At 71.8% G+C, this 16,949-nt stretch carries 14 protein-coding genes; 10 read left to right on the top strand and 4 right to left on the bottom strand.

Annotated features, from left to right (window positions below; all coding sequences use genetic code 11):
* Positions 1-7: 7 nt before the first annotated feature.
* The 4 genes from NI25_RS05645 to NI25_RS05630 are packed head-to-tail and all read right to left on the bottom strand — an operon-like array spanning position 8 to position 5,700.
* Positions 8-868: a 2Fe-2S iron-sulfur cluster-binding protein gene (locus tag NI25_RS05645; RefSeq protein WP_061441391.1), complete on the bottom strand. Its 861-nt coding sequence runs from the start codon at positions 866-868 to the stop codon at positions 8-10.
* The gene (locus tag NI25_RS05640) at positions 865-2,823 is read right to left on the bottom strand and encodes an NAD(P)H-dependent oxidoreductase subunit E (protein ID WP_061441390.1); all 1,959 of its coding nucleotides are present in this window, start codon (positions 2,821-2,823) and stop codon (positions 865-867) included. Before NI25_RS05640 ends, NI25_RS05645 begins: the two co-directional genes overlap by 4 nt.
* Entirely contained in the window at positions 2,804-4,732 is a 1,929-nt protein-coding gene (locus NI25_RS05635; protein ID WP_061441389.1) for a molybdopterin oxidoreductase family protein, read from the bottom strand. The genes NI25_RS05640 and NI25_RS05635 overlap by 20 nt, the downstream gene beginning before the upstream one ends.
* Complete coding sequence (locus NI25_RS05630; protein WP_061441388.1) at positions 4,729-5,700, bottom strand: 2-dehydropantoate 2-reductase; 972 nt, start codon at positions 5,698-5,700, stop codon at positions 4,729-4,731. The genes NI25_RS05635 and NI25_RS05630 overlap by 4 nt, the downstream gene beginning before the upstream one ends.
* 225 nt (positions 5,701-5,925) lie before the next feature.
* Between NI25_RS05630 and NI25_RS05625 the strand changes: the two genes are divergently transcribed.
* The 10 genes from NI25_RS05625 (at position 5,926) to NI25_RS05585 (ending at position 16,941) form a co-directional block, all read left to right on the top strand.
* Complete coding sequence (locus NI25_RS05625; protein ID WP_061441387.1) at positions 5,926-7,281, top strand: OFA family MFS transporter; 1,356 nt, start codon at positions 5,926-5,928, stop codon at positions 7,279-7,281.
* Positions 7,250-7,402: an MFS transporter small subunit gene (locus NI25_RS39605; RefSeq protein WP_199560829.1), complete on the top strand. Its 153-nt coding sequence runs from the start codon at positions 7,250-7,252 to the stop codon at positions 7,400-7,402. Before NI25_RS05625 ends, NI25_RS39605 begins: the two co-directional genes overlap by 32 nt.
* Positions 7,403-7,563: 161 nt before the next feature.
* Positions 7,564-8,514, top strand: a complete 951-nt coding sequence (locus tag NI25_RS05620) for a beta-ketoacyl-ACP synthase III (RefSeq protein ID WP_061441386.1) — start codon at positions 7,564-7,566, stop codon at positions 8,512-8,514.
* Between the two features lie 142 nt (positions 8,515-8,656).
* A complete protein-coding gene (locus NI25_RS05615; RefSeq protein WP_061441385.1) occupies positions 8,657-9,334 on the top strand; it encodes a GntR family transcriptional regulator in 678 nt (225 codons plus the stop codon).
* 263 nt (positions 9,335-9,597) lie between these two features.
* Positions 9,598-10,779 (top strand): ROK family transcriptional regulator, encoded by a 1,182-nt coding sequence (locus NI25_RS05610; RefSeq protein ID WP_061441384.1) that lies wholly within the window; start codon positions 9,598-9,600, stop codon positions 10,777-10,779.
* Positions 10,780-10,941: 162 nt separating this feature from the next.
* Entirely contained in the window at positions 10,942-12,459 is a 1,518-nt protein-coding gene (locus tag NI25_RS05605; protein WP_061441383.1) for a sugar ABC transporter ATP-binding protein, read from the top strand.
* A complete protein-coding gene (locus NI25_RS05600) occupies positions 12,456-13,475 on the top strand; it encodes an ABC transporter permease (protein ID WP_061441382.1) in 1,020 nt (339 codons plus the stop codon). The genes NI25_RS05605 and NI25_RS05600 overlap by 4 nt, the downstream gene beginning before the upstream one ends.
* Positions 13,476-13,492: 17 nt before the next feature.
* Entirely contained in the window at positions 13,493-14,536 is a 1,044-nt protein-coding gene (locus tag NI25_RS05595) for a substrate-binding domain-containing protein (RefSeq protein WP_061441381.1), read from the top strand.
* Positions 14,537-14,624: 88 nt separating this feature from the next.
* Complete coding sequence (locus NI25_RS05590) at positions 14,625-15,926, top strand: Gfo/Idh/MocA family protein (protein WP_061441380.1); 1,302 nt, start codon at positions 14,625-14,627, stop codon at positions 15,924-15,926.
* A gap of 16 nt (positions 15,927-15,942) precedes the next feature.
* Positions 15,943-16,941: a sugar phosphate isomerase/epimerase family protein gene (locus NI25_RS05585; protein ID WP_061441379.1), complete on the top strand. Its 999-nt coding sequence runs from the start codon at positions 15,943-15,945 to the stop codon at positions 16,939-16,941.
* The last annotated feature ends 8 nt before the right edge of the window (positions 16,942-16,949 follow it).

The raw sequence follows: 16,949 nt of genomic DNA, 5'->3' as shown, positions 1-16,949 counted from the left end.
GTGCCGGTCAGTCCCGGTTCTGTACGTGCTGGTAGCCGAAGCGGCCCTTGATGCACAGGTTGCCGTGGGTCACCGGGTTGTCGTGCGGAGAGGTGACCTTGACGATCTCATTGTCCTGCACATGGAGCGTGAGGTTGCAGCCCACACCGCAGTAGGCGCACACCGTCGTCGTCTCCGTCTGCCGCTCCTCGTCCCAGGTGCCCGCCGCCCGCATGTCGTACTCCGACTTGAAGGACAGGGCGCCCGTCGGGCACACCTCGATGCAGTTGCCGCAGTACACGCACGCCGAATCGGTCAGCGGCCCGTCGTGCTCGACCGAGATCCGGGCGTCGAAGCCGCGGCCGGAGACCGCGATGGCGAAGCTGTTCTGCCACTGGTCGCCGCAGGCGTCCACGCACTTGTAGCAGAGGATGCACTTGCCGTAGTCGCGCACGTAGAGGTCGTTGTCGACACGTGCTTCCTCGTCGACGCGGGCGGCGTCCGGGCCGAAGCGGTCCGGTTTCGCCTCGTACTCCTTGATCCACCGATCGGCGTGGGGGGTCGTGGAGAGGTCGACCGAGGAGGCGAGGAGTTCGAGGACGACCTTGCGGCTGTGCCGGGCGCGCTCGGTGTCCGTGCGCACCACCATGCCGGGCTCCGCCCTGCGCGAGCAGGCCGGCGCGAGGGTCCGGGCGCCCTCGACGTCCACCACGCAGACCCGGCAGGCGTTCTTCGGGGTGAGCGTGTCGCCCTCGCACAGGGTCGGGACGTCCTTCCCGGCGGCCCGGCAGGCGTCCAGGATCGTGGACCCTTCGGGGACCATGGCCTCCTGTCCGTCGAGGGTGAACTCCACCAGACGGCGTGGCACTCCGAGCGGTATCGCGGTCATTCGTACGCCCCCAGACGGTCGATGGCGGATTCCACGGCGTTCCACGCGGTCTGCCCGAGACCGCAGATCGAGGCGTCCCGCATCGCGCGGCCGACCTCGCGGAGCAGGGCGATGTCGTCGGCCGCCGCGGCGCCCGTGCGGTCGGCGATCCGGTGCAGCGCCTCCTCCTGGCGCACGGTCCCGACCCGGCACGGCACGCACTGCCCGCACGACTCGTCGCGGAAGAACTCGGCGATGCGCAGGAGGAGTCGGGGGAGCGGGACCGTGTCGTCGAAGGCCATGACGACGCCGGAGCCCAGGGTCGTGCCCGCCTCGCGGGTGCCTTCGAAGGTGAGCGGAATGTCCAGTTCGTCAGGGCGGACGAATCCCCCGGCGGCGCCGCCGAGCAGCACCGCGCGCAGGTTGTCGCGGACTCCGGCGAGGGTGAGCAACTCGCCGAGCGTCGCGCCGAAGGGGAGTTCGTAGACGCCGGGGCGGGCCACCGTGCCGGACACGCAGAAGAGCTTCGGGCCGGTCGAGGCCGGGGTGCCGATCGCCGCGTAGGCCTGGGCGCCCATGGTGAGGACGGGGAGGACGTTGACCAGGGTCTCCACGTTGTTCTCGACGGTGGGTTTGCCGAACAGGCCCTTCTCGACGGGGAACGGCGGCTTGGAGCGGGGTTCGCCGCGGCGGCCCTCGATGGAGTTGAACAGGGCCGTCTCCTCGCCGCAGACGTACGCGCCGGCGCCGCGCCGGATCTCGATGTCGAAGGCGTAGCCCTGGCCGAGGACGTCGTCGCCGAGCAGGCCGCGGGTGCGGGCCTGCTCGATGGCGTGGGTGAGGCGGGCCAGCGCGCGGGGGTACTCGCCGCGGAGGTAGAGGTAGCCCTGGTGGGCGCCGGTCGCGTAGGCCGCGATCGTCATCGCCTCGACGAGGGCGTACGGGTCGCCCTCCATGAGGACGCGGTCCTTGAAGGTGCCCGGTTCGGATTCGTCGGCGTTGCAGACGAGGTAGTGCGGGTGGTCGGGCTGGGCGGCCGTCGCCTGCCACTTGCGGCCGGTCGGGAAGGCTGCGCCGCCGCGGCCGACCAGGCCGGCGTCGGTGACCTCGCGGATGACGGCCGCGGGGCCGAGGTCGAAGGCGCGGCGGAGGGCGGTGTAACCGCCGTGGGCGCGGTAGTCGTCCAGGGAGGTGGGGTCGGTGGTGCCGATGCGGCGGAGGAGGGTGAGGTTTGGGTCGCCGGACTGGGGGACGGCGGTTTCGGGGGCGGGTTCGGTGGGGGCGGTTTCGGGGGTGGTGGCCGCCGCGACCGCCCGGTCGGGGGTTGCGGGGGCGCATACCGCCGTCGCGTGGAGGCTTCTTCGCCCCCGCCGCCCCTTCCCTTTCCCGTCCCCGGGGGCTGCCGCCCCCGGACCCCCGCTTTCGGCCTGGACGGCCTCGTCCTCGAACGCCGGACGGGCTGGAGTGTCCTCCTGCGCCGGACGGGCCGGGGCACCCGCCCGGATCACCAGCGCCGCCGGGGCGCGCTCGCACAGACCCAGGCACGGGCTGCGTTCGACCTTCACGCCGCTCTCCCGGCCCAGCCGCGCCTCCACCGCCGCGCACAGCCCACTCGCCCCCGCCGCCGTGCACGCCAGGTCCGTGCAGACGTGCAGGACCGTGGCCGGGCGGGGGCGGACCGAGAACATGGCGTAGAAGGTGGCCACCCCGTACGCCTCGGCCGGAGGGACGGTCAGGCGGCGGCACACGTAGTCCAGGGCGCCCTCGCTGATCCAGCCGACGCGGTCGTTGAGCGCGTGCAGGGCCGGCAGGAGCCGGTCGCGGCGGTCCCGGGCCTCCCGGCCTCCCCGTGCCCATCTGAGGTCGGCGTCGGAGCGGTCCGCGCCCTCCCAGGAGGACTCGGGCGGGCCCAGCAGGGCGTCGACGGCCGCGCGTTCCTCGTCCGTGGGTTTGCCGTCACCGAAGCGCAGGTCCACCGGTGCTCACCTTCTCGATCCGGATCGCCGAGGCCTTGAACTCCGCCGTCCCGGCGATCGGGCAGTTGGCCTCGATGGTCAGCTGGTTGGTGTCCACCTCGTCGGGAAAGTGGAAGCTCATGAAGGCCAGGCCGGGGCGCAGGGCCGGGTCGACCCAGACGGGCGCGAGCAGTGAACCGCGCCGGGAGGTGACCCGGACCTGCTCGCCGACCACGACCCCGTAGCGTTCGGCGTCCTCCGGGCAGAGTTCGACGGACTCCCCGCGGCGCAGGGGAGAGGAGTAACCGCCGCTCTGCACGCCCGTGTTGTAGGAGTCGAGGCGGCGTCCCGTGGTCAGCCGGATCGGGTACTGCTCGTCGGTGAGGTCCACCGGCGGGTCGTGCCGGACGAGGCCGAAGGGGGCCCGGCGGCCCCGGTCGGCCGGGTCCGGGGCCCACAGCCTGCCGTGCAGGTACGGCGGTTCCAGGTCCTCCGTGCTCGGGCACGGCCACTGGATGCCCTGGTGCTCCTCCAGGCGGGCGTATGTCATGCCGTGGTGGTCGGGGGAGAGGGAGCGCAGCTCGTTCCAGACCGCCTCCGCGTCGGCGTACTTCCAGTCGTGACCGAGGCGGGCCGCGAGGTCGCAGAGGATGTCGATGTCCTCCCGGGCCTCACCCGGCGGGGTGACCGCCCTGCGGACGCGTTGTACGCGCCGTTCGCTGTTGGTGGTGGTGCCCTCGGTCTCCGCCCAGCCGGCCGTCGCCGGGAGGACCACGTCGGCCAGTTCGGCGGTCTTCGTGAGGAAGATGTCCTGGACGACGAGGAAGTCCAGGGCACGCAGGCGGCGTACCGCCTGTTCGGAGTCGGCCTCGGACTGGGCCGGGTTCTCGCCGATGCAGTAGACGGCGCGGAGGGTGCTGTCGTCCATGGCCTCGAACATCTCGGTCAGGGTGAGGCCGTGGCGGGGCTCGACCACCGTGTCCCAGGCCGTCTCGAACTTCCGGCGGACCTCCGGGTCGAGCACGTCCTGGAAGCCGGGGAGCCGGTTGGGGATGGCGCCCATGTCGCCGCCCCCCTGCACGTTGTTCTGGCCGCGCAGGGGTTGCAGGCCGGAGCCGTAGCGGCCGACGTGGCCGGTGAGCAGGGAGAGGTTGATCAGGGCGCGGACGTTGTCCGTGCCGTTGTGGTGCTCGGTGATGCCGAGGGTCCAGCACAGCTGGGCGCGCTCGGCGCGTGCGTAGGCGTGGGCCAGGTCGCGGATGGCGGCGGCCGGTACGCCCGTCACCTTCTCGGCGAGGGAGAGGGTCCAGGGTTCGACCAGGGCCTTGTAGTCCTCGTAGCCCGTCGTCGCGCGGGCGATGAACGCCTCGTTGGCCAGGCCCGCGTGGATGATCTCGCGGCCGACCGCGTGCGCCAGCGGGATGTCGGTGCCGACGTTCGGACCGAGCCAGCTCTCCGCCCACTCGGCGGTGGAGGTGCGGCGCGGGTCCACCGCGTACATGCGGGCACCGTTGTGTATGCCCTTCAGGACGTGCTGGAAGAAGATCGGGTGCGCGAAGCGGGCGTTGGAGCCCCACATCACGATGACGTCGGTGTGCTCGATCTCCTCGTAGGAGGAGGTGCCGCCGCCCGAGCCGAAGGCGGCCGACAGGCCCGCGACGCTCGGGGCGTGGCAGGTGCGGTTGCAGGAGTCGACGTTGTGGGTGCCCATGACCACGCGGGCGAACTTCTGCGCCACGTAGTTCATCTCGTTGGTCGCCCGCGCGCAGGAGAACATCCCGAACGCGCCGCGCGCCGCGGCCAGGCCCCGCGCCGTGCGGTCCAGGGCCTCGTCCCAGGTCGCACGGCGGAAGGGCTCGTCGCGCGAGTCCCGGACCAGGGGGTGGGTGAGGCGGGTGTAGGTCTTGGGGGTTCGGTCGCGTTTCCTCATGCGGCGCTCCTCAGCGCGAGCAGGTCCGACAGGGCGTGCACGGTGCGCAGGGTGGGCACCGGGACCCCGGTGATCTCCGCCAGCTCGACGACGGCGGCGAGCAGGACGTCGAGTTCGAGCGGCTTGCCGCGCTCCAGGTCCTGGAGCGTGGAGGTGCGGTGGTCGCCGACCCGCTCGGCGCCCGCGAGCCGGCGTTCGATGGAGACGCCCACCTCGCAGCCGAGAGCCGCGGCGACCGCCAGCGTCTCGGTCATCATGGTCTCGATGACCTCGCGGGTGCCGCCGTGCCGGCACATCTGCCGCATGGTGGCCCGGGCCAGGGCGCTGATCGGGTTGAAGGAGATGTTGCCCAGCAGCTTGAGCCAGATGTCGTTGCGCAGGTCCGGCTCGACCGGGCACTTCAAACCGCCCGACCGCATGGCCTCGCTGAGCGCCAGGCACCGCGCGGAGACCTCCCGGCCGGGCTCGCCGATCGAGAACCGGGTGCCTTCGACGTGCCGTACGACGCCCGGCTGTTCCAGTTCGGTGGCCGCGTACACGACGCAGCCGACGGCCCGTTCGGGCGCGAGCACCGCACTGACCGCGCCGGCCGGGTCCACGCTTTCGAGACGGCGCCCGTCCCAGGGGCCGCCGTGCCGGTGGAAGTACCACCAGGGGATGCCGTTCTGGGCGGCCACGACCGCCGTGGCGTCGTGCAGGAGCGGCTCGATCAGCGGCCCGCACGCCGCGTACGAGTTCGCCTTCAGACCCAGGAACACGTAGTCGACCGGGCCGACTTCGGCCGGGTCGTCGGTGGCGCGCGGGTGCGCGGTGAAGTCGCCGCGCGGGCTGCGCACCCGGACTCCGTACTGCCTCATGGCCGCCAGATGGGGTCCACGGGCGATGAGATGCACGTCGGCGCCCGCACGGTGGAGCGCGGCGCCGACGTAGGCGCCGATCGCCCCGGCGCCGAGGACTGCGACTTTCATGGCGGGGGAGCTCCGTTCGGTCGAGGGATACCGCGGAACTGGGAAGCAAGGGAATGGGTCGACGAGTCCCGATGATGTCGACGAAATATTGTCTACAGTATGGAGGTTGGGGCGGCAAGGCTTTGTGCAGCAGTGGTGGTGGTCCGTGGTCGTGTGCTCAGCTTCTGTAGTTGTCTGCTCAACAGTCTTCTCAAGCGCTTTCCGGATGCCTACGGTTGGGGACCCATGAGTCCCCCCGTCGCACCCCCGGGCTGGAGCCGCTGGCTCGTTCCCCCGGCCGCTCTCTCGGTCCACCTCTCCATCGGGCAGGCCTACGCCTGGTCCGTGTTCAAACCGCCTCTGGAGTCCGCGCTCGGCCTCAGCGGCACGCAGAGCGCGCTGCCCTTCCAGCTCGGCATCGTCATGCTCGGTCTGTCCGCCGCGTTCGGCGGCACGCTCGTGGAACGGCACGGGCCCCGCTGGGCGATGACCGTCGCCCTGGTCTGCTTCTCGTCCGGCTTCCTGCTGTCCGCGCTCGGCGCGGCGGTGGAGCAGTACTGGCTGATCGTCCTCGGCTACGGCTTCGTCGGCGGGATCGGCCTCGGCATCGGCTACATCTCGCCCGTCTCGACGCTGATCAAGTGGTTCCCGGACCGGCCCGGCATGGCCACCGGCATCGCCATCATGGGCTTCGGCGGCGGCGCGCTCATCGCCTCGCCCTGGTCGGCGCAGATGCTGAAGTCCTTCGGCACCGACAACTCGGGGATCGCCCTCGCCTTCCTCGTCCACGGACTGACGTACGCCGTCTTCATGCTGCTCGGCGTGCTGCTGGTGCGGGTGCCGCGGCCCAGGGAGCGGGCGGACGGGCGGCCCGCGCCGCTCGAAGGCGTCCAGGTCTCGGCGCGTTCGGCCATGCGCACCCCGCAGTTCTGGCTGCTGTGGATCGTGCTCTGCATGAACGTCACGGCCGGTATCGGCATCCTGGAGAAGGCCGCGCCGATGATCCGGGACTTCTTCGCCGACACCTCCACACCGGTGTCGGCCACCGCGGCGGCCGGGTTCGTGGCGCTGCTGTCGGCGGCCAACATGGCGGGCCGACTGGGCTGGTCCTCCGCCTCCGACCTGATCGGACGCAAGAACATCTACCGCGTGTACCTCGGCGTCGGCGCGCTGATGTACACCCTGATCGCGCTGTTCGGCGACTCCTCCAAGCCGCTGTTCGTCCTGTGCGCCCTGGTCGTCCTGTCCTTCTACGGCGGCGGCTTCTCCACCGCCCCCGCCTACCTCAAGGACCTCTTCGGCACCTACCAGGTCGGCGCGATCCACGGACGGCTGCTCACCGCGTGGTCGCTGGCCGGCGTCCTCGGGCCGCTCATCGTGAACTGGATCGCCGACCACCAGGAGGAGGCCGGACGGCACGGCTCGGCGCTGTACGGCACGTCCTTCCTCATCATGATCGGGCTGCTGGTGGTCGGCTTCGTCGCCAACGAACTGATCCGGCCCGTGCACGCCCGGCACCACGAACCCGCCGCCACCGTCCCCGCGCAGCCCGCGCAGAAGGAGGGCAACGATGTCAGCCGACAGCAGCCAGAGTCCGCCTGACGCGGCCGGGCCGCCCGGCCGGCGGCCGCTGATCGCCTTCACCTGGCTCTGGGTGGGAGCGCCGCTCGCCTACGGGCTCTACGAACTCGTCCGGAAGGCGACCCAGCTCTTCACCGGGTGAGGGCGGGGGCAGGGGAGCGGCGACGGCCGACGGCGGCGGAGGATGCTGACCGAAGCCGACAAGCCGGGCGCCGGTTTCCTGTCGTATCACCTGCCGCCGTACCCGTCGGTCACTGATCACACTGGTGGATCCCGTACCCCGAGGCAGCGAGGACTCCACCCATGCACCACGGCTCCCGCATCACCGCCGTCGGCCACTACCAGCCCGCCAAGGTTCTCACCAACGAGGACCTGGCGGGCATGGTCGACACCAGCGACGAGTGGATCACGAGCCGGGTGGGCATCCGTACGCGCCGGATCGCCGGACCCGACGAGCCGGTCGACGAGCTGGCCGGCCACGCCTCCGCGAAGGCGCTCGCGGCGGCCGGGCTGACCCCCGCCGACGTGGACCTGGTGGTGGTCGCCACCTCCACCGCGATCGACCGCTCCCCGAACACCGCCGCCCGCGTCGCGGCCCGCCTCGGCATCCCCGGCCCCGCCGCACTGGACCTCAACGTCGTGTGCGCCGGCTTCACCCACGCCCTGGCCACCGCCGACCACGCCGTACGGGCCGGATCCTCGAGCCGGGCCCTGGTCGTCGGCGCGGACAAGATGTCCGAGGTGGTCGACTGGACCGACCGCAGCACCTGTGTGCTGGTCGGGGACGGGGCCGGGGCCGCCGTCGTCGAGGCGTGCGCGCCGGGCGAGGAGGCCGGCATCGGGCCGGTGCTGTGGGGGTCGGTGCCGGAGATGGGCAACGCGGTCCGCATCGAGGGGACACCGCCGCGGTTCGCACAGGAGGGGCAGAGCGTCTACCGCTGGGCGACCACCCGGCTGCCCGCCATCGCGCGCCAGGCCTGCGAGCGCTCCGGTCTCGCCCCGGCCGACCTCGCCGCGGTCGTCCTGCACCAGGCCAACCTGCGCATCATCGAACCCCTCGCCGCGAAGATCGGCGCCGTGAACGCCGTCGTCGCCCGCGACGTCGTGGAGTCCGGCAACACGTCGGCGGCGAGCATTCCCCTGGCCCTCTCCAAGCTGGTCGAGCGGGGCGAGATCACCACCGGGGACCCGGTGCTGCTCTTCGGCTTCGGCGGCAACCTCTCCTACGCGGGACAGGTCGTCCGCTGCCCCTGACACCCCGCCGCCCCGCGGTGTGACGTGGTCTACACACCGGCATGCCGGGAGCGCGCCGTAGACTGTAGACGAAAGACAATCAATACTTGCGTGTACGAGTGTCGCGCGTACTGGTTGTGTGCCGGCCGTCGAGGGGGGACCGATGTTGTCCGCAGGACTGCCGCAGGGCGCGGTGCCCAAGCTGGAGCGGCCCGGCCCGTTGCGGGACCGCGTCTACGAGGCGCTGCTCGAACTCATCACCACGCGGGCCCTCCAGCCGGGCCAGCACCTCGTGGAGAGCGAACTCGCCGGTCATCTCGGGGTGTCGAGGCAGCCGGTGCGCGAGGCGCTGCAGCGGCTCAACACCGAGGGCTGGGTCGATCTGCGCCCCGCGCAGGGCGCCTTCGTGCACGAGCCGACGGAGGAGGAGGCCGACCAGCTCCTGACCGTACGTACGCTCCTGGAGGCCGAGGCGGCGCGGCTCGCCGCGGCCAACGCCTCCAGCGCCGGCATCGCCGCGCTGGAGGAGCTGTGCGCGGAGGGGGAGCGGGCCGTCGCCGCCGAGGACGTGGACGCCGCCGTCGCCTTCAACGCCCGCTTCCATCGCAAGGTCATGGAGCTGGCGGGCAACACCGTCCTCGCCGAACTCGCCGCACAGGTCGACCGCCGGGTCCGCTGGTACTACACCCCGGTCGCCCGGCAGCGCGGCCGGCAGTCCTGGATCGAGCACCGCAAGCTGATCGCCGCCATCACCGAGCGGGACGAGCAGGCGGCGACCCGGCTGATGCGCGAACACACGGAACACACCCGGCGTTCGTACCACGCACGCGGGGAATCCTGAGGGCGGAGCCCGTTCAGGGCCCGTTCGGAGCTTGTGCGCAGGCCGCCCGGCAGGTTCGCCGGGCGGCCTCGTCGTGTGCGCGGCCGTCCGGCGCCGGCCCCTTCTTTGTCCACTCAGTGGAGAAAGTTCGCGGCAATTCCTGCGTAACTTCTTCCCACACCCGGCGCCCGCTGCTACGTTCCCTCCGAAAGCAAGCCACTGGACGAGGCCGGAAGACCGGCACACTCACAGCCGATTGAGGCGGGGAGGGGCTCGTGAGACGCATGACCGCACGACCCGCGAACGCCCACCAAGCGCGCCTGCTCCAGCTGTTGCGCGACGGTGGGCCCAACTCCCGCGCCCAGCTCGGCGACCAGGTCGACCTCTCCCGGTCGAAACTGGCCGTCGAGGTGGACCGGCTGCTGGAGACCGGACTCGTCGTCGCCGACGGACTCGCCGCCTCGCGCGGCGGGCGCCGCAGCCACAACGTCCGGCTCAACCCCGAACTGCGGTTCCTCGGCGTCGACATCGGCGCGACCTCGGTCGACGTCGCCGTCACCAACGCCGAGCTGGAGATCCTCGGGCACATCAACCAGCCCCTGGACGTGCGCGAGGGTCCGGTCGCGGTCTTCGAGCAGGTGCTGTCGATGGCCGCCAAGCTGCGGGCCTCCGGGCTCGCGGAGGGCTTCGACGGCGCCGGCATCGGCGTCCCGGGACCGGTCCGCTTCCCCGAGGGCGTGCCGGTGGCGCCGCCGATCATGCCGGGCTGGGACGGCTTCCCCGTGCGGGAGGCGCTCAGCCAGGAACTCGGCTGCCCCGTCATGGTCGACAACGACGTGAACCTGATGGCGCTGGGGGAACAGCACGCGGGCGTCGCCCGCACCCAGCAGGACTTCCTCGTCGTCAAGATCGGTACCGGCATCGGCTGCGGCATCGTCGTCGGCGGGGACGTGTACCGCGGGACCACGGGCAGCGCGGGCGACATCGGGCACATCCAGGCCGTGCCCGACGGACGTCAGTGCGCCTGCGGCAACCGCGGCTGCCTGGAGGCCCACTTCAGCGGCGCGGCCCTGGCCCGCGACGCCACGGAGGCCGCCGAGCAGGGCCGTTCGGCCGAACTCGCGAACCGGCTGGAGGCGAACGGGGGCCTCAGCGCCGCCGACGTCGCCGCCGCTGCCGCCGCGGGTGACGCCACCGCGCTCGACCTGATCCGCGAGGGCGGCCGCAGCACCGGCCAGGTCATCGCCGGCCTGGTCAGCTTCTTCAACCCCGGCCTGGTGGTGATCGGCGGCGGGGTGACCGGCCTCGGCCACAACCTGCTCGCCGCGATCCGCACCCAGGTCTACCGCCAGTCGCTGCCCCTGGCGACCGGCAACCTGCCCATCGTCCTGGGGGAGTTGGGTCCCACCGCCGGAGTCATCGGCGCGGCCCGGCTGATCAGCGACCACCTGTTCTCACCCGCGTAGCACTCGCTTTCTCACCCGCGCAGCACTCGTTCGGTACCGCAGATCCACCAGCACGGCGCTCCACCCCGTCATGCCCTGTTCCGCATCACCGTCACCCGCTTCGCCACGCCCTGCTCCGCTCTGCCCTGACACCGGCCCGCAAGCCCGCCGAGGGGACCTCACATGGCACCAGAACCACCTCTGCTCAGCATGTCCGGCATCACCAAGTCGTTCCCCGGCGTCCGGGCCCTCGACGGCGTCGACCTCGACGTCCAGGCCGGCGAGGTGCACTGCCTCCTCGGCCAGAACGGCGCCGGGAAGTCCACCCTCATCAAGGTGCTGGCCGGCGCCCACCAGCCCGACACCGGCACCATCCGCTGGCGCGGCGAGGACGTCACCCTGCGCTCGCCGATCGCCGCCATGCGCCTGGGCATCGCCACCATCTACCAGGAACTCGACCTGGTCGAGCACCTGTCGGTCGCCGAGAACGTCCACCTGGGCCACGAACCGACCGCCGCCGGCTTCGTCGTCCGGGGAAGGGCGGCCAAGGCGTCGACGGCCGAGCTGCTCAAGCGGCTCGGGCATCCCGAGGTCGATCCCGGGCGGCTGGTCGGGGACCTGTCGGCGGCGCAGCAGCAGATCGTCTCCATGGCGCGGGCGCTGTCGCACGACGTACGGCTGATCGTGATGGACGAGCCGTCCGCCGCGCTCGACCCGGACGAGGTCGACAACCTCTTCCGCATCGTCGCCGACCTCACCGCCGACGGAGTCGCCGTCGTCTACATCTCGCACCGTCTGGAGGAGATCCGCCGCATCGGCGACCGGGTCACCGTCCTCAAGGACGGCCGGGCCGTCGCCGGCGGGCTGCCCGCCGAGTCCACGCCCACCCGCGAGGTGGTGGCGCTGATGACCGGACGCAACGTCGAGTACGTCTTCCCGGAGCGGCCGGCCGAACCACCCGCGGCCGAACCTGTGCTGAAGGTCGAAGGACTGTCCCGCCAGGGCGAGTTCGCGCCGCTCGACCTCGAAGTGCGGCCCGGTGAGATCGTCGGCCTCGCGGGGCTCGTCGGCTCCGGCCGCTCCGAGATCCTGGAGACGGTCTACGGCGCCCGCAAGGCGACCACCGGCCGCGTCCTCGTCGGCGGGCAGCCGCTCAGGCCCGGCAGCGTCCGGGCCGCCGTACGCGCCGGGCTCGGGCTCGCCCCCGAGGAACGCAAGGCCCAGGCCCTGCTCATGCTCGAGTCCGTCACCCGCAACGTGTCGGTCTCCGCCATGTCCCGCTTCTCGCGCGGCGGCTGGATCGACCGCGGCGCCGAACTCGGCGCGGCCCGCGAGGCCACCCGCGAGCTGTCGCTGCGGCCCGACAACCCCGCCGTGCCCGTGCGCACCCTGTCCGGCGGCAACCAGCAGAAGGCGGTGCTCGCCCGCTGGCTGCTCCGCGGCTGCCGGGTCCTGCTGCTCGACGAGCCCACCCGCGGCGTCGACGTGGGCGCCCGCGCCGAGCTGTACGCCGTCATCCGGCGCCTCGCCGACGAGGGCCTCGCCGTGCTGCTGGTCTCCAGCGAGGTGCCCGAGGTGCTGGGCCTGGCCGACCGCGTACTGGTGCTGCGGGAGGGCCGCGTCGTGCACGAGGCCCCCGCCCGCGAACTCGACGAACCCCGCGTACTCGACCTCGTGATGGAAGGAAGCCCGGCGTCATGACGCAGCACGTGTCCCCGCCACGGGGCGGCACCGACAAGGCGGCACCGGTGGAAGGGCCGCCCGCCTGGCGGGTCCGGTTGGGCCGCGCCGACGTCCGCACCCTCACCCTGCTCGGCGTACTCGCCGTCCTGGTCCTCATCGGCGGCATCACCCAGCCCGACTCGTTCCTCGACACCCGCAACCTCCAGTTGGTGCTCACCCAGGCGTCCGTGATCGGCGTCGTCACCGTCGGCATGACCTTCGTCATCGTCTCCGGCGGCATCGACCTGTCCGTCGGCGCCATCGTCGCCCTGTCCTCGGTGTGGGCGACCACGGTCGCCACCCAGGAGTACGGGTTCTTCGGCATCCTCTTCACGGCGGTCGTGGTGGGCGTGGGCTGCGGACTGGTCAACGGGGTGCTGATCGCCTTCGGCCAGATGGTCCCGTTCATCGCCACCCTCGCCATGCTCGCCTCGGCGCGCGGCCTCGCGCTGCAGATCACCGACGGCCGCACCCAGGTCGTCACGGTCCCGGGCGTCCTCGACCTCGCCGAGCGCGACTCGTACGTACTCGGCATACCTCCGCTGGTCATGGTCTTCGCGGCCGTCACCGTCATCGGCTGGCTGGTGCTCAACCGCACCACCTTCGGACGGCGCACCGTCGCCGTCGGCGGCAACGCCGAGGCCGCCCGGCTGGCCGGCATCGACGTCCGCCGCCAGCGCCTCTACCTCTACCTGCTGTCCGGGCTGTGCTGCGGCATCGCCGCCTTCCTGCTGATCGCCCTCGCCGGCTCCGGCCAGAACACCAACGGCAACCTCTACGAACTCGACGCCATCGCCGCCGCGATCATCGGCGGCACGCTGCTGACCGGCGGCCGGGGCCACATCCTCGGCTCCGTGCTCGGCGTCCTGATCTTCACCACGATCACCAACATCTTCGCCCTGAACAACCTGCAGACCGACGTGCAGCAGATCGCCAAGGGCGCGATCATCGTCGCCGCCGTGCTGGTCCAGCGCCGTACCGCAAGCACGCATTGAGGAAAGGGTTCACCGTCATGACGAAGCTCACGAGTCGCAGAGGGCTGCTCTTCGGAGCCGCCGCCGTGTCCGCCGGTGCCGTCCTCACGGGGTGCACCAGCAACGACCCCGACGGCGGCGACGACAAGGCCGCGGACACCCAGCCGGCCGCCGACGACAAGCCCGGCAAGCCCGTCACCATCGGCTACGCCGGTCCGCAGGCCGACCACGGCTGGCTCAACGCCGTCAACGAACAGGCCAAGAAGCGCGCCGAGAAGTACTCCGAGGTCACCCTGGAGGTCACCGAGGGCTCCAACGACACCGCGCAGCAGATCGGCCAGATCGAGACCCTCATCAACAAGAAGGTCGACGTCCTGGTCATCCTGCCGGCCGACGGCAAGGCCCTCACCCAGGTCGGTCTGAAGGCGATGCGGGCGGGCATCCCGGTCATCAACCTCGACCGGATCTTCAACAGCCCCCAGGCCTACCGCTGCTGGGTCGGCGGCGACAACTACGGCATGGGTCTCAACGCCGCCCACTACATCGGCGAGAAGCTCAAGGACAAGTCGGACGCCAAGGTCATCGAGCTGGCCGGCATCGACAACCTGGAACTGACCCAGCAGCGCACCCAGGGCTTCGACGACGGCCTGAAGAACTACCCGAACATCAAGAAGGTGGCCCGCCAGGCCGCCGAGTTCACCGTCGAGTCCGGCCAGGCCAAGATGGCCCAGCTGCTCCAGGCCCAGTCGGACTTCGACGCCCTGTGGAACCACGACGACGACCAGGGCGTGGGAGCCCTGCGCGCCATCGAGCAGGCCGGACGCGACGACTTCCTGATGGTCGGCGGCGCGGGCGCGCTGTCCGCCTTCCAGGCCATCAAGGCGGACAGCGGCGTCCTGAAGGCGACGGTGCTCTACCCGCCGACCATGGCCGCCTCCGCGATCGACCTGGCCCGCGCCCTCGGCCAGGGCAAGGGCGTCAGCGGCCTCGCCGAGTTCGAGATCCCCTCGACCGTCACCTGCTACTCGGCCGTCGTCGACAAGGACAACGTCGACCAGTACATGTCCACGGGCTTCAAGTGAGGGCCGCCGTCCCGGCGACGGCCCGACCAGCCGCCGCCGGGACGGGGCCCACCCCCCACCGCGCCACCACGACGAGGAGGACATCCGCATGGGACAGCCGCAGCAGCCCGAGGGGGCCGGCAGCGAGGAGGCAGCCGCCGGGACCGGCAGCGGGACCGATACCGGGACCGCTGCCGGGGCCGGGGCGGCGACGGGGGCGTCCGCGACCAGACCGCCCCTGCGCGTCGGCATGGTCGGCTACGCCTTCATGGGTGCCGCCCATTCCCAGGGCTGGCGCACCGCGGGCCGGGTCTTCGACCTGCCGCTGAACCCCGTACTGGCCGCGATCTGCGGACGGGACGCCGACGCCGTCCGCCTCGCCGCCGACCGGCACGGCTGGGCGAGCACCGAGACCGACTGGCGGACCCTGATCGAACGGGACGACATCGACCTCGTCGACATCTGCACCCCCGGCGACAGCCACGCCGAGATCGCCCTGGCCGCCCTCGCCGCCGGCAAACACGTCCTGTGCGAGAAGCCGCTGGCCAACACCGTCGAGGAGGCGCAGGAGATGACCCGCGCCGCCGAGCAGGCCGGAGCGCGCGGACAGCTGGCCATGGTCGGGTTCAACTACCGCAGGGTCCCCGCCACCGCGCTGGCCCGGCGCATGGTCGCCGAAGGACGCGTCGGACGGCTGCGGCACCTCAGGGTGACGTACCTCCAGGACTGGCTGGTGGACCCGAAGGCCCCGCTCACCTGGCGGCTGCGCAAGGAGCTGGCCGGGTCGGGCGCGCTCGGCGACCTGGGCGCCCACATCGTCGACCTCGCCCAGTACCTGACGGGGGAGCGGATCGCGGGTGTCTCCGCCCTCACCGAGACCTTCGTACGGGAACGTCCGCTGCCCGCCGGGGCCCCCAGGGGCCTGTCCGCGGGATCGGCGGACGGGGCGACGGGCCGGGTGACGGTGGACGACGCGGCCGTGTTCACCGGCCGTCTCACCTCCGGCGCCCTGGTCTCCTTCGAGGCCACCCGGTACGCCACCGGCCGCAAGAACGCCCTGCGCATCGAACTCAACGGGGAGCGCGGTTCGCTCGCCTTCGACCTGGAACGGCTCAACGAGCTGGAGTACCACGACGGCACGGAACCGGGGGAGCACGCGGGCTTCCGCCGTATCCTCGTCACCGAACCCGAACACCCCTACCTGGACGCCTGGTGGCCGCCGGGCCACGGGCTCGGCTACGAACACACCTTCGTGCACCAGGCGCGCGACCTCGTCCACGCCGTGGCCGAGGGCCGCGCGCCCGAACCCTCCTTCGCCGACGGGCTGCAGGTGCAGCGCGTGCTCGCGGCCGTGGAGGAGAGCGCCGAGAAGAACTCCGTCTACACCCCGATCGCCCCCATCGGACTCTGAGGAGGCCGGCAGCGACATGCCACGCAACTTCACGCTCTTCACCGGACAGTGGGCGGACCTGCCGCTGGAGGAGGTCTGCCGCCTCGCCCGCGACTTCGGCTACGACGGCCTCGAACTCGCCTGCTGGGGAGACCACTTCGAGGTCGACAAGGCCCTCGCCGACCCCTCCTACGTGGACTCCCGCCATCAGTTGCTCGACAAGTACGGCCTCAAGTGCTGGGCGATCTCCAACCACCTGGTCGGCCAGGCCGTGTGCGACGCCATCATCGACGAGCGCCACGAGGCCATCCTGCCCGCCCGCATCTGGGGCGACGGCGACGCGGAGGGCGTACGGCAGCGCGCCGCGGCCGAGATCAAGGACACCGCACGGGCCGCCGCCCGCTTCGGCGTCGACACCGTCATCGGCTTCACCGGCTCCGCCATCTGGCATCTGGTCGCCATGTTCCCGCCCGCGCCCGAATCCATGATCGAGCGCGGGTACCAGGACTTCGCGGACCGCTGGAACCCCATCCTGGACGTCTTCGACGCCGAGGGCGTGCGCTTCGCCCACGAGGTCCACCCGAGCGAGATCGCCTACGACTACTGGACCACGCACCGCGCGCTGGAGGCGGTCGGCCACCGGCCGGCCTTCGGCCTCAACTTCGACCCCTCGCACTTCGTGTGGCAGGACCTCGACCCCGTCGGCTTCCTGTGGGACTTCCGCGACCGCATCTACCACGTCGACTGCAAGGAGGCCCGCAGGCGCCTCGACGGCCGCAACGGACGGCTCGGCTCCCACCTGCCGTGGGGCGACCCGCGGCGCGGCTGGGACTTCGTGTCGGCCGGACACGGTGACGTCCCCTGGGAGGACGTGTTCCGCATGCTGCGCTCCATCGACTACCAGGGACCCGTCTCCGTCGAGTGGGAGGACGCCGGCATGGACCGGCTGCAGGGGGCACCGGAAGCCCTCACCCGGCTCAAGGCCTTCGACTTCGAGCCGCCCAGCGCGTCCTTCGACGCGGCCTTCAACAGCTGATCCCGCGG

Source organism: Streptomyces sp. CCM_MD2014, assembly GCF_000772045.1.
Taxonomy (GTDB): Bacteria; Actinomycetota; Actinomycetes; order Streptomycetales; family Streptomycetaceae; genus Streptomyces; species Streptomyces salinarius.
The sequence above is the reverse complement of the archived record's forward strand: the minus strand, read 5'-3'. Positions and strand labels throughout refer to the sequence as shown.

Bases quoted from the DNA above. Each gene is read 5' to 3' on its own strand.
- NI25_RS05620 (WP_061441386.1), top strand. From the start codon at position 7,564: ATGCACCACGGCTCCCGCATCACCGCCGTCGGCCACTACCAGCCCGCC.
- NI25_RS05600 (WP_061441382.1), top strand. From the start codon at position 12,456: ATGACGCAGCACGTGTCCCCGCCACGGGGCGGCACCGACAAGGCGGCA.
- NI25_RS05615 (WP_061441385.1), top strand. From the start codon at position 8,657: ATGTTGTCCGCAGGACTGCCGCAGGGCGCGGTGCCCAAGCTGGAGCGG.
- NI25_RS05645 (WP_061441391.1), bottom strand. From the start codon at position 868: ATGACCGCGATACCGCTCGGAGTGCCACGCCGTCTGGTGGAGTTCACC.
- NI25_RS05610 (WP_061441384.1), top strand. From the start codon at position 9,598: ATGACCGCACGACCCGCGAACGCCCACCAAGCGCGCCTGCTCCAGCTG.
- NI25_RS05590 (WP_061441380.1), top strand. From the start codon at position 14,625: ATGGGACAGCCGCAGCAGCCCGAGGGGGCCGGCAGCGAGGAGGCAGCC.
- NI25_RS05585 (WP_061441379.1), top strand. From the start codon at position 15,943: ATGCCACGCAACTTCACGCTCTTCACCGGACAGTGGGCGGACCTGCCG.
- NI25_RS05595 (WP_061441381.1), top strand. From the start codon at position 13,493: ATGACGAAGCTCACGAGTCGCAGAGGGCTGCTCTTCGGAGCCGCCGCC.
- NI25_RS05635 (WP_061441389.1), bottom strand. From the start codon at position 4,732: ATGAGGAAACGCGACCGAACCCCCAAGACCTACACCCGCCTCACCCAC.
- NI25_RS05605 (WP_061441383.1), top strand. From the start codon at position 10,942: ATGGCACCAGAACCACCTCTGCTCAGCATGTCCGGCATCACCAAGTCG.
- NI25_RS05630 (WP_061441388.1), bottom strand. From the start codon at position 5,700: ATGAAAGTCGCAGTCCTCGGCGCCGGGGCGATCGGCGCCTACGTCGGC.
- NI25_RS39605 (WP_199560829.1), top strand. From the start codon at position 7,250: ATGTCAGCCGACAGCAGCCAGAGTCCGCCTGACGCGGCCGGGCCGCCC.
- NI25_RS05625 (WP_061441387.1), top strand. From the start codon at position 5,926: ATGAGTCCCCCCGTCGCACCCCCGGGCTGGAGCCGCTGGCTCGTTCCC.